Source organism: Oricola nitratireducens (assembly GCF_014904745.1).
In the GTDB taxonomy this organism is placed as follows: Bacteria; Pseudomonadota; Alphaproteobacteria; order Rhizobiales; family Rhizobiaceae; genus Oricola; species Oricola nitratireducens.
The window spans coordinates 223,930-236,349 of record NZ_JACZCS010000014.1; the positions used below are offsets into that span (position 1 = coordinate 223,930).

The following is a 12,420-nucleotide window of genomic DNA, read 5'->3' on the forward strand; positions in this document are numbered from 1 at the left end:
CCGCTCACCGGTCAGATTGACTGATTGTAGGCGCCGACTTCGCTGTTCTCGCGCAGGATCGCGTCGACGGCGCGGAACATGGCGAGCTTGCGTTCCTCGGACACGGGACTCTCAACGACAACGACCAGCTCCGGCTTGTTGGACGATGCGCGCACCAGCCCCCATGTGCCGTCGTCGGCAACGATGCGAATGCCGTTCACCGTGACGAGATCGGCGATCGGGTGTCCGGCGACCGTCTCGCCGGCCTCCTTCATCGCCGTGAACCGGTCGACCACGCGTTCGACGACGTCGTATTTCACCTCGTCGCCGCAATGCGGCGACATGGTCGGCGACCCGAAGGTCAGCGGAAGGTCGCGATAGAGATCGGCCATGGACTTCCCGGGATTGCGGTCAAGCATCTGGCAAACGGCGATCGCCGTGACCAAACCGTCGTCATAGCCACGTCCGATCGGCGCGTTGAAGAAGAAATGCCCGGATTTCTCGAAACCGGCGACAGCGCCGAGTTCCGTCACCCGCCGCTTGATGTAGGAGTGTCCGGTCTTCCAGTAGTCGGTTACCGCCCCGTTCGCCTGCAGCACCGGATCCGTCATGAACAGCCCGGTCGATTTTACGTCGACCACGAATTTCGCATTCGCGTGCAGAGAGGAAATATCACGCGCCAGCATCACGCCGACCTTGTCGGCAAAGATCTCGTTGCCCTCGTTGTCGACGACGCCGCAGCGGTCGCCGTCACCGTCGAAACCGAGGCCAACATCGGCGCCAGTCTCCAGTACCTTGTCGCGGATCGCATGGAGCATCTCCATGTCCTCCGGATTCGGGTTGTAGCGCGGGAAATTGAAATCGAGCTCGGTGTCGAGCGGGATCACCTCGCAACCGATACGCTCCAGCACCTCCGGCGCAAAGGCGCCCGCCGTGCCATTGCCGCAGGCCGCCACGACCTTCAGCTTGCGCTTCACGACGATGCCGTCGACCAGATCGTCGATATATGTCTTGCGGAAGTCCTCGAGCGTTTCGTAAGAGCCGCCGCCAATCAGATCGAAATCGCCGCCAAGGACAATGTCGCGCAACTGCCCCATCTCGTCCGGTCCGAAGGTCAGCGGGCGCTCGCAGCCCATCTTCACGCCGGTCCAGCCGTTCTCGTTATGCGAGGCGGTGACCATGGCGACCGACGGCACGTCGAGCGCGAACTGGGCGAAATAGGCCATCGGCGAAAGCGCCAGGCCGATATCCTTCACGTCGGCGCCGGCCGCCATCAATCCCTGCGCCAACGCCAGTTTTATCGACAGCGAGTAACCGCGAAAATCATGGCCGACGACGATCTTCGGCCCGGCGCCGAGGCGCCGGATCAGTGTACCCAGCCCCATGCCGAGCGCCTGAACGCCGAGCAGGTTCAGTTCGGGTTCCTTGTCCGATGCCGGTTGCCCGAACCACCAGCGCGCATCGTATTCGCGAAATCCGGTCGGCTTGACTAGCGCCTGCGTCTCGAATTCGTAACTGTTCGGTTGCAGTTCTGCGCGTGGTTTCATCGATAATATCCCGATATTGCCATCCGATCGAAGTCCGGCCCTTACGGAACCGGGAGCATTGGTTTCGTGCCATCTTCCGGGCCGCCGGGCAAGCGCTTCCGCGCCTGGAATAAAAACCGCCACAGAATGGCATCGCGCACTTGCGGGATCATGGTTCGGGCGCTATAGACCGCTTCCGTTTGGTCGCGGAGTGTAGCGCAGCCTGGTAGCGCACCTCGTTCGGGACGAGGGGGTCGCAGGTTCAAATCCTGCCACTCCGACCATTTTCCAAAAATCCGACATGACCAATTCGCGCGGCGCAACGCCCGGATGCCGGCGAAAGGTATCAAAATGTTGGGGAAAATGGGAGTTTGGGTGATCTCGCGCGGGGGTGGAGCGTCGGCTGACCACCCAAACTCCGTCGGGGTGCGCTGCAATATCATGTCAGCGCGAGGCAAATTAGGCCCGGTTCGTTAATCCCGGATAGGCGGCCGGCCCCCAATTTCTGGCCCCCTAACAATTATCCGCTGAAATTCACCGTAACCGGCGCAGGCATGCGAAAGTTAACAGATCAGAATCAGCGGCCTGCAAGAAAGCGCCGGTTCGATTGCGCGGATATCCGGCAGGGTGGATTCATGCTTATCTGACAATAGGATGGACTATGCAGGGCGGGAATGACGAGGGAAACCATTCCGATTGATCGGCGAGTTGCGGAGCGCGTGCCTTGTGCTCACCTGGCCGAAATCCGCATTGGATCCACGGTGACCCTTCGGGCGATCATCAAGGATCTGTCAGAGCATGGCGCGCGGCTGCAGATACCGGAAAACGCCTGGCTGCCCACTAAATTCGAACTGTCGATTCCCGGTATCGGGCTCAACCGGAGGGCAATATGCAAATGGCGCCGGCGCGATTTTGCCGGCCTTGAATTCGACATAATACGCAAGTAGCCGCCCCTCAACCGCGGTTGTTCTGCATTCCCTTTGACAATCTGCTTTCGAGTTAGCCGGCATGACCGGTCTTTGGCAGTTGCATTCTGCGCCATCGGTTGCGCGGACGCGGAGCAACCTTTTGCAATTCACGTCGGCAGCGCACCGTGATCCGATGGATTCGATGCATTGCATATTTTTGATACGGACCCCGAAGTTGCACAATCCGCTCCCACTCTCCGCCACGCAGGATTCGGAACTCGTTGCGCGAATAACCGGCTGCAAAACCAGCTATGACGTTCTCCGGCTGATCCGGGAAATCGCGAAAACCCACGGCTTCGAATTCTTTTCCATCATCCGGCTTCCGCAAGGCGACGAGCGCCAGTTGGCGTCCGTGTCCATCATCAGCAACTGGCCGCCGGAACTCATCAGCAGTTACGACCGGTTGGGGCTGCTCGAGAGCAGTCCGGTGATCAAGGCGCTGCGCAAAACCGTCCAACCGTTCATATGGAACCTGCACGAGGTCAACAGGGAACGCGCGAGCGGACATGGAAGCAAAGCAAACGAGCTTTTCGCCCAATACGGATTCGAAGGCGGCGTCCACTTCCCGACCCAGGACCCGTCTGGCGGACGCGGCGCGGTTTCGTTTGCCGGCAAGCGCGAGAAGCCCTCGTCGAACGAGTTGTTTCGCTTGAGCTTCATCTCCAACCTGCTTTATGAGCGTGTCTCCGAAATCGGAAAAGCGGACCGGGTCAGCGAACAAACCCTGAGCGCGCGCGAACGCGAGTGCCTTCACTGGACGGCGAGCGGGAAGACTAGCCAGGAAATCGCAACGATTCTAGGCCTTTCTGAACACACGGTAAACCACTATCTTAGCGCGGCCTGCCAAAAACTCGGCGCAGCAAACCGCGCGCACGCGGTCGCGAAAGCGATCCGCGCCGGATTTCTGGATTAGTCACGATGAAGGGTGACCCGCATCCACAGCTGAGCATTGAGATCCAGGACAAGCCGCGTCCGCCGCAAGCCATGGAAGATATCGGGCTGGGTGACGCCTGCCTCCTCGATGCGCTTGCGCAGTTCGATCTCTATGGCGTGTGGCGCATCGATCTCGAGACAGGCATGGTCTATTGGAGCCGCGATGTCTTCGAAATCTACGGTATCCCCTACCATGATGGACCAGTCGATATCCGCAAGGCGATCGAAGCCTACCACCCGGACGATCGCGCACTTGTCTCGAGCTGCATCGAGGAAGCGGCCGCGCGCAAAACCGGTTATCGTTTTGTCCTGAGGCTGCAGTGCGCTGACGGAGGCTTCAAGCTAGTCAAGTCAAGTGGCCGTTATCGCGTCAACCAGGACGGCCGCGAAGAGATTTTCGGGACATTCTCGCAGTTCCATGAACGCGTGCGCGCCGTCGCCGTGATTGCCTGAACCGCCAGTTTCCTGGTGCAACCTGTCCGGGGTCGCCGACCGCGGAAAGGTTAACAATATGAATCGAGTTTTAACTGTTTTACGCGATACTGTTGCTGTACCGGCCCAGTTGCGGGATTTATGACGCCTTCAGGGGCGTTGCCCGCGCTTACCGATTGACGAATTCCGTCAACTATACAGTTTGAGTGCAGCGTAACAGAGTGAAGGCATCGGTTTGGCGGATTCGGCGACAATCACAACCACAACAATGGCGCCAGGGCAGCAATCTCGCTCGGGTTTTCGCGCCTTTGTCGCGCGCACCGGGTTGGCGATCGCGCTCGCGCCTGTGTTTGTCGCACCAACACCAACACCGGCGTCCGCCCTGGAGCTTTTCGGCTACTGCCTTTTCGGAGACTGCAAAACCGGCGACGAAAGCGACGGCCTGATCGATCCGAAACGCTATGACGTATCCCTGAACGTCACCGCCAGCGGACAACCGGACCGCGACCTGAAAAAGGCGATCGAGAACGCGTCCCTTCTCTGGCAGGACCGCAAGTCACCCGCCGCCGGGTCGGCCGGTTTGCTGACGCGGGCCAAGGCCGACTACAAGCGCATCCTCGCCGCGCTCTACAATGACGCGCGCTACGGTGCGGAGATTTCGATCACCTGGAACGGGCGCGAAATCGCGAATGTACCGGCGGGCACCGAATTCCCGGACAATGCGCAACTGGCGATTTCCGTGCGCGCCGAACCGCGGTTCCGCTTCGGCACCGCGGAAATCGTCAACACCGCGCCGCCGGCGGCGCGCCGGAGCGACCGCGTTGTACTGCCGGCAGACGAGGGCTTCGAGCCAGGTGCCCCCGCCTATGCCGCGACAGTCAAGAAGGCCGGCCGCCTCGCCGTCGACGCCTGGCGCCAGCAGGGCTACGCGAAGGCGCGGATCGCCGTACAATCCGTCACCGCCAATCACGATACGGGCGAGTTGAATGTTCGACTGACGGTCGAGCCGGGACAACGCGCGCTCTACGGCCCGGTCGAGGTGGAGGGAACGGATCGCATGCGCGCCCGGTTCGTCGCGCGGCAGACCGGCCTCAAGGAAGGCGCGGAATACGACCCGGACGACCTGAAGCGCGCCGAGAAGCGGCTGCAACGCCTCGGCGTGTTCCGCTCGGTATCGCTGAAGGAAGCGGACGCGATCGGGCCGGACGGCAGATTGCCCTTTTCCCTCACCGTACAGGAAAACAAGCTGCACCGCGTCGGGGTCGGCGCGACCTTGTCAACCACCGACGGCGCCGGCGTCGAGGGATACTGGCTGCATCGAAACCTGTTCGGACGCGCCGAGCGTCTGCGTTTCGACGGCCGGGTATCCGGCATCGATTCGAGCGCAGACTTCGACAAGCTCGACTATTTTCTCGGCACGGAACTCACTCTGCCGGGCCGTTTCACACCCGACACGGACATCGTGATCGGCGGGTTCTTCGAGCGTGAAGTGCTCGATCTCTATACCAAGAACCGCGTATCGGCGTCGGTCCGCGCCAACCAATACGTCAGCAACGAGCTGACCGTGCATGCCGGCACCTTCGTCACCTATGGCGAATATGACGACGTCTTCGGCACGCGTCGCTTCGGCCTTGCCGGACTGGACGCGTCGGTCGAATACGACACCCGCAACAACAAGCTCAATCCGAAACACGGTCTTTACGCACGCTTCGCGGCCAAGCCGTTCTACGAATGGGAGTTTAACAATGCGGCCGCCAGGTTCGAGGGCGAAACCCGCCTCTTTGTCGGCCTTGGCGCACAGGAACGTACCGTTCTGGCGGCGCGGCTGAAGGTCGGTTCGATCGTCGGCGCACCGATCTCGGAAATCCCGCAAGACGAGCTCTTCCTGGCAGGCGGCGGTTCGTCGGTGCGCGGCTATACATATCGCAGCATCGGGGTCGACGTTCCCGGCGGAACGTCGGGCGGCCGGTCGCTGTTCGAAGCCTCCGCGGAAATCCGTCAGGACATCACCGACGCGTTCGGCCTGGTCGGCTTTGCCGATGTCGGGCAGGTCAATGAAGGAGCGGCTCCCGATTTTTCAGGCAACCTGCGCGTCGGCGCCGGCATCGGCCTGCGTTATAATACGGGCTTCGGCCCACTCCGGCTCGACGTGGCGTTCCCGCTGAATGCCCAGTCCGGGGATCCCGATTTTGCGATCTATGCAGGGATCGGACAGGCATTCTGATGACAGCAAACCGCTTCCTTTCCCGTTTTCTTTTGCTCGTTCTTTGCCTTTGGCCGGGTGCTCTGGCGCATGCGCAGACCCAGGATGACGAGGAGAAGTCGTCCCTCATCCGCTTCGTGGAGGAACAGCTCTCGGCGCCGAACCGCCAGATTTCGCTGAACGGCATCAAGGGAACGCTCTCGTCCGACGTCAGCTTCGACAGCATCACCATCGCCGACCAGGACGGCGTCTGGCTCACCATCGTCAAACCGCGGCTGCAGTGGAGCCGCACCGCTTTGTTGACCGGCACGCTCAGTATCCAGAGCCTGAGCGCGGAGCGGATCGACTGGCCGCGCATGCCGGCCGCCGACAAAAGCCTTCCCGCGCCTGAAGCCAGGCAATTCAGCCTGCCGGAACTGCCCGTCAGCGTTCAGATCGGCGAGATCGCCATCGATGAGGCGCATTTCGGCGAGCCAGTCTTCGGCCTCGCCTCGACACTTTCGCTCAAGGGCAGCCTTTCTCTCGGCGACGGCGCGCTCGCAACAAAACTCGATATCGCCCGCCTCGACGGCCCCGGCGGCCAGCTTGCGCTGGAGGCAAATTATTCCAATGCGTCGTCGCAACTCGGTGTCAACCTGTCGCTGCAGGAAGCGGCGGACGGCGTTGTCGCCAATCTGCTCAATATTCCGGACCGCCCGCCCGTGGCGCTGACAGCCAGCGGCGAAGGCCCGCTCGACAATTTCGATCTGGACCTCGCATTCGATGTCGCCGGCGAACGCATCGCAACCGGCAGTTTCAGCCTGAATGACGCGGTTTTCTCCGGTGACCGGCGCGCGGATATCCGGCTTTCGGGGCCAATCGCAAAGATCCTGCCGGAAGCCCATCGCGCGTTCTTTGGCGCCGAAACGTCTCTTACCGCCGACGTCGTCCTGCATCAGGGCGGAGCCATCGACCTGCGGCAACTGAAGCTCGACAGCGGCGCGCTCGACATCACAGCATCCGGATCCACGGTCGCGGACGGGTTTCCGAGCGAGTTCACAGCCGACATGACGCTGCGCTCCGCCGACGGTGCGCCGGTTCTGCTGCCGCTTTCCGGCGATCCCGTCACCGTCGATAACGGCACGCTGAAACTGCAATACGGCGCCGGCGAATGGACACTTTCCGGGTCGATCTCCGGTATCGACACCGCAAAGGCGAAGATCGGCCAGATCCGCCTCGACGGCTCGGGCGCCGTTACCGGCGTAAACAATCCCGACAGCCGCTCGATCACGTTCAAGCTCGATGGCGATGCCGAAGGAATCAGCCCGGACGATCCGGGCATCGCCCGCGCTGTCGGCGACCGCGTCACCCTTGCCGCCGGCGGCGACTGGTCTTCCGGCAATCCGGTGCGCCTCGCAACCGCGTCGGTCCAGGGCGATACAGCCAGGATCGGCGCACAGGGTCTGCTGGACGGTCTCACATTCAAGGGCAAGGCGCGAATCGAAGCCGCTGATCTCGCTGCATTTTCGCTGATCGCCGATCGCGACCTCGCCGGCAGCACCGCACTGGCCGTCGATGGCGACATCGCACTGGCAGGCGGCTCGTTCGATCTCGCATTCGACGGCACGCTCACCGACGCAAGTTTCGACAGCCCCGCAGCGGACCGGCTGCTATCCGGCGAAACGAAGCTGACGGGCAGCGCCGCGCGCTCGGCGGACGGGCTGCATTTCCGCGAACTGAACCTCGCCAACGACCAGGCAAGCGCGCGGATCGACGGCGTGTTCGCGAGCAGCAGCGCCAATCTGCGTGCCCATGCTGAGGTTTTCGACATCGCGCGCATCGACGAGCGCGGCTCGGGACGGCTCACGCTCGATGCGTCCATCGACAAGCGGGAAGGATCGGAGCGTTCCGCCCCGTTCGACGTCAGCGCCCGGCTCGGCCTCGACAGCGCGCGTCTCGTCGGCCGTGCCGTGCCGAATGCCGAGATCGCATTCGACGGCCGCATGGACGCCGAGAACATCGCCGGCAACATCAAGGGGAGCGGCCTGATCGGCGGCGAAACCATCGACATCGCAGGCGCATTCGCGCGCAACGGCGAGCGACTGTCGCTGTCGGATTTTGCCGCACGCATCGGCTTCAGCCAACTGACGGGCGATGTCACGGTCGAAAACAGTCTCGCCGACGGGCGGATCGGCATCGTTTCAAACGACATTTCTCCCCTCGCCGCGCTGGCGCTTGCGGATGCGGCAGGCGTCATCAACGGCACCGTCACGCTGTCGGCGCCGGACGGCCGCCAGGACGCGACAGCCGCCATCACGGTTTCGAAGGCGCGCTACGAGACGACGAAAATAGGCAATGCCGAAATCGAGGCAAATATCCGCGACCTGTTCGGCACGCCACGCATCGACGCCAAGGTCGACGGCCGCGCAATAGACGCCGCGGGGATTGCGATCTCCGAACTCTCGGCGACCTCGGCCACAGAGGGTGCCTTGACGCGGTTCAGCGCCAATGCGGCGCTCGACAACGGCACACGCGTCGCAGCCAACGGCAATCTGCAAACAACAGCCGGCGGTTTCGACGCCACGCTCGAGACGCTTACGGCTCAATCGCGCTACGGTGACGTGAAACTTACCGCGCCCGCGACCATTTCGCGTTCCGGCGACACGACGAGGATCGAGTCCCTCCAGGCGAATGTCGGCGGCGGACGCGTTTCGGCGTCCGGCACGATTGCCCAGACCATCGACATCAGCGCGGACGTCTCCGCCCTTCCGCTTTCGATCGTCAACGGCTTCCGGCCCGATCTCGGCCTCGGCGGCACGCTTGACGGTTCCGTCAAGGTCTCCGGCCCGACCGGAAGCCCGCAAGCGTCATTCACAATCCGCGGGAACGGGCTCGACGCAGCCGCACTTCGGTCAGCGTCCGTCTCCCCGATCGCACTGACGGCCTCGGGAAGCTACCAGGACGGGACCGTCCGGCTGGCGCAGGTGACGGCCCGCAATGCCCAGGACCTCGATTTCACGGGCTCGGGCACGATCCCGCTGTCGGGAGGCGGTCTGTCCGTGCGGGTCAATGGTGGCGTGCCTCTGACCTTTGCGGAACGATTCCTGGCCGAACGCGGCACTCGGCTTGGCGGTACGCTGCGCATCGACGCGACGGTCACCGGTTCACTCGCCGCGCCGAATGCCGATGGGCTGTTTTCGCTTTCCGGCGCAACGGTTAGCGACCCACTCTCCAATCTGAGGCTGAACCAGGTCGGCGGCGTCGCCGGGTTGCGTGGCGACACGATCTCCATCAACCGCTTCACGGGCCAGTTGGCCGGCGGCGGCTCGGTCAGTGTCAGTGGAACCATCGGCCTGTCAGGCGGTCTGCCCGCCAATCTCGATATCGTGCTCTCCAAGGCCGTCTATTCCGACGCCCAGACGATCCGAACAACCCTTTCGGGCGATCTTTCCGTCACGGGCCAACTGACCGCAGGGCCGCTTCTCTCCGGCCGGATAGACCTGCTCGGCACCGAGATCACCGTACCGGAAACGATCGGCAACGAGGCCGATCTGCTGGAGGTGCGTCACGTCGATCCCGACGGCGCGACCTTGCGCACGCTGCAGCGCATCGAGGCCGTTTTGCCGAAGGACGGCGGCAGCTCGCCCCAGGCGCCCGTTCGGCTCGACGTCACGATCAACTCGCCGAACCGGATTTTCGTGCGCGGCCGCGGTATCGACGCCGAACTCGGCGGACGGCTGCGCGTCACCGGTCCGCTCGATGCCTTGCAGCCGGTCGGCTCCTTCAACCTGATCCGCGGACGGCTGTCGATCCTCAACAAGCGGCTGCAACTGACCGAAGGCCGCATCACGCTGACCGGATCGCTCGATCCGATGATCAACCTCGTCGCGCAGGTGAGCGGCGACGAGATCGTCGCCAATGTCGGCCTGAGCGGGCGCGCATCCGACCTGTCGCTCGATCTCTCCTCCTCACCCGAACTGCCGCAGGACGAAATCCTGGCGCGTGTCCTGTTCGGCAAGGGAATCGCGAATCTCTCGCCGCTCCAGATCGCCAATCTCGCAACGGCCGCCGCCTCGCTTGCCAGCGGCGGAAGCGGTGTCGGCCTGTCCGAGCAAATCCGGCGCGGGATCGGCGTCGACGACCTCGACGTCGTCCAGGACAAGGAAGGCAATGTCGCGGTGAAGGCCGGCAAATATATCCAGGACAACGTCTATCTGGATGTGCAGGCAGGCCAGAGCGGCGGCGAGGCGTCAATCAATCTCGACGTGACCGACAGCCTGACCGCCAAGGGCACCGTCAATTCCAGCGGCGATACCAAATTCGGGGTTTTCTTCGAGAAAGATTACTGACGGCGGTCAGGCGCGCAGGTTGACGAGCTTCGCCCGGTCCATGCCGAGCGCGGCAAGCGCGTTTCGCACGATGCCTGCCCTGTCGAGGCCCGCGATCTCGTACATCCGGGCCGGGCTCGCCTGATCCATGAAGATGTCGGGCATCACCAGGGAACGGACCTTGAGGTCGCCGTCCAGCATCCCGTTCCCGCTCAGATATTGCAGCACATGCGAGCCGAAGCCGCCGACAGAGCCTTCTTCCAGGGTGATCAGCACTTCATGCTCGCGGGCAAGCCGCTTCACCAGGTCATGGTCGAGCGGCTTGGCAAAACGGGCGTCGGCGACCGTCGTCGACAATCCGTAGCTGTCGAGTTCTTCCGCGGCGAGCAGCGCGTCCTTCAGCCGTGTGCCGAAGGACAGTAGCGCGATTTTCGATCCTTCGCGGACGATGCGGCCCTTGCCTATTTCCAGGATTTCTCCACGCAACGGCATCTCGACGCCGACGCCCTCGCCGCGCGGATAACGGAAGGCGACCGGGCCCTCGTCATAGGCGACGGCGGTGCGCACCATGTGCTTGAGTTCCGCCTCGTCGGCCGCCGCCATGACGACGAAGCCCGGCAGGCAGGACAGAAAGGCGATATCGAAAGAACCGGCATGCGTCGCCCCGTCGGCGCCGACGAAACCGGCGCGGTCGATGGGGAAGCGCACGGGCAGCTTCTGGATCGCGACGTCGTGGACGACCTGATCGTAGGCGCGCTGCAGGAAGGTCGAATAGATCGCCGCAAAGGGCTTCATGCCGTCAGCGGCCATGCCGGCGGCGAAGGTTACCGCATGCTGTTCGGCGATGCCGACGTCATAGGTGCGGTTCGGGAAGACCTCCTGGAAGAGATCGACGCCGGTTCCCGACGGCATCGCCGCCGTGATCGCGACCACCCGGTCGTCGTGGCGGCCTTCCTCGACCAGCGATTCCCCGAAAACCCGGGTGTAGGCCGGCGCGTTCGGCTTGGGTTTGGCCTGCGCGCCGGTGATGACGTCGAACTTGGCGACGCCATGATACTTGTCGGCCGCCTGTTCGGCGGGGGCGTAGCCCTTGCCCTTCTGGGTGACGCAATGGATCAGGACCGGCCCGGAAATATTGTCGCGCACATTGCGCAGCACCGCCAGCAGCGTCGGCAGGTCGTGGCCGTCGATCGGGCCGATATGATAGAAGCCCAGTTCCTCGAACAGCGTGCCGCCGGTGACATAGCCGCGTGCATGTTCGACCGCGCGCGTGATGGCGCGGTCCACCCGGCGGCCGAGATAGGCCGTCAGCTTCTTGCCGAAGTCGCGGAAGCCCATATAGGCGCTGCCGGAGGCGAGCCGCGCAAGATAAGCGCTCATCGCCCCTGTCGGCGGCGCAATCGACATGTCGTTGTCGTTGAGGATGACGATCTGGCGGGCGTCGAGCGAGCCGGCATTGTTCATCGCCTCGAAGGCCATGCCGGCCGACATCGCGCCGTCGCCGATGACCGAGATCACCTGGCGCGGCACGTCCTGCAGGCGCGCGGCCTCGACCATGCCGAGACCGGCGGAAATCGACGTCGAGGAATGGGCCGTCCCGAAGGGATCAAACTCGCTTTCGGAACGTTTCGTGAAGCCGGACAGGCCGCCTTCCTGGCGGATGGTGCGAATGCGGTCACGCCGTCCGGTCAGGATCTTGTGCGGATAGCACTGATGGCCGACATCCCAAATCAGCCGGTCGTGCGGCGTATTGAAAACATGGTGGATGGCGATCGTCAGTTCCACGACGCCGAGTCCGGCCCCGAGATGGCCGCCGGTTCGCGAAACGGCATCGATCATCTCCGCGCGCACTTCGCCCGCGAGGTCCGGAAGAACCTTGTCTTCCAGGGCGCGCAATCGCGAAATGTCGGTAATGCCGTCCAGAAGCGGCGTATGCGGGGGACTCGTGCTCAAATTCCTGATCCGTTTCTCCGTTCAGCCATAGCCGAAACAGCGCCCTCACGACAAGCAGGCGAGGCCTTTTGCAGTCAAAGATGGCGGTACGATGAAGCTTTTCAATCCGCAAGCCGTCG

General features: G+C 63.2%; 7 protein-coding genes and 1 tRNA gene. 6 read left to right on the plus strand and 2 right to left on the minus strand.

Features of this window, described 5'->3' with window-relative positions; all coding sequences use genetic code 11:
* Positions 1–11 precede the first annotated feature (11 nt).
* On the minus strand, positions 12–1,526 hold the full coding sequence (locus IG169_RS09600; RefSeq protein WP_193175976.1) for a phosphomannomutase/phosphoglucomutase: 1,515 nt from the start codon (positions 1,524–1,526) through the stop codon (positions 12–14).
* Positions 1,527–1,712: 186 nt separating this feature from the next.
* Here IG169_RS09600 and IG169_RS09605 point away from each other — a divergent pair.
* The 6 genes from IG169_RS09605 to IG169_RS09630 all read left to right on the plus strand — a co-directional run bounded on the left by IG169_RS09605 (position 1,713) and on the right by IG169_RS09630 (position 10,369).
* Positions 1,713–1,789: transfer RNA gene (locus IG169_RS09605), tRNA-Pro, on the plus strand.
* 390 nt (positions 1,790–2,179) lie between these two features.
* The gene (locus IG169_RS09610; RefSeq protein ID WP_193175977.1) at positions 2,180–2,452 is read left to right on the plus strand and encodes a PilZ domain-containing protein; all 273 of its coding nucleotides are present in this window, start codon (positions 2,180–2,182) and stop codon (positions 2,450–2,452) included.
* Between the two features lie 61 nt (positions 2,453–2,513).
* The gene (locus tag IG169_RS09615; protein ID WP_193175978.1) at positions 2,514–3,386 is read left to right on the plus strand and encodes a helix-turn-helix transcriptional regulator; all 873 of its coding nucleotides are present in this window, start codon (positions 2,514–2,516) and stop codon (positions 3,384–3,386) included.
* A 5-nt stretch (positions 3,387–3,391) separates the two neighbouring features.
* The gene (locus tag IG169_RS09620; protein WP_193175979.1) at positions 3,392–3,859 is read left to right on the plus strand and encodes a PAS domain-containing protein; all 468 of its coding nucleotides are present in this window, start codon (positions 3,392–3,394) and stop codon (positions 3,857–3,859) included.
* Positions 3,860–4,106: 247 nt separating this feature from the next.
* On the plus strand, positions 4,107–6,062 hold the full coding sequence (locus IG169_RS09625) for an autotransporter assembly complex protein TamA (RefSeq protein WP_193175980.1): 1,956 nt from the start codon (positions 4,107–4,109) through the stop codon (positions 6,060–6,062).
* On the plus strand, positions 6,062–10,369 hold the full coding sequence (locus tag IG169_RS09630) for a translocation/assembly module TamB domain-containing protein (RefSeq protein ID WP_193175981.1): 4,308 nt from the start codon (positions 6,062–6,064) through the stop codon (positions 10,367–10,369). The genes IG169_RS09625 and IG169_RS09630 overlap by 1 nt, the downstream gene beginning before the upstream one ends.
* 6 nt (positions 10,370–10,375) lie before the next feature.
* On the opposite strand, the gene dxs is transcribed toward IG169_RS09630, so the two are convergent.
* Positions 10,376–12,301, minus strand: coding sequence for a 1-deoxy-D-xylulose-5-phosphate synthase (gene dxs / locus IG169_RS09635; RefSeq protein ID WP_193175982.1), 1,926 nt, complete (start codon positions 12,299–12,301; stop codon positions 10,376–10,378).
* Positions 12,302–12,420: the final 119 nt, after the last annotated feature.

Bases quoted from the DNA above. Each gene is read 5' to 3' on its own strand.
- IG169_RS09630 (WP_193175981.1), top strand. From the start codon at position 6,062: ATGACAGCAAACCGCTTCCTTTCCCGTTTTCTTTTGCTCGTTCTTTGC.
- IG169_RS09610 (WP_193175977.1), top strand. From the start codon at position 2,180: ATGACGAGGGAAACCATTCCGATTGATCGGCGAGTTGCGGAGCGCGTG.
- IG169_RS09615 (WP_193175978.1), top strand. From the start codon at position 2,514: ATGACCGGTCTTTGGCAGTTGCATTCTGCGCCATCGGTTGCGCGGACG.
- IG169_RS09600 (WP_193175976.1), bottom strand. From the start codon at position 1,526: ATGAAACCACGCGCAGAACTGCAACCGAACAGTTACGAATTCGAGACG.
- IG169_RS09625 (WP_193175980.1), top strand. From the start codon at position 4,107: ATGGCGCCAGGGCAGCAATCTCGCTCGGGTTTTCGCGCCTTTGTCGCG.
- IG169_RS09620 (WP_193175979.1), top strand. From the start codon at position 3,392: ATGAAGGGTGACCCGCATCCACAGCTGAGCATTGAGATCCAGGACAAG.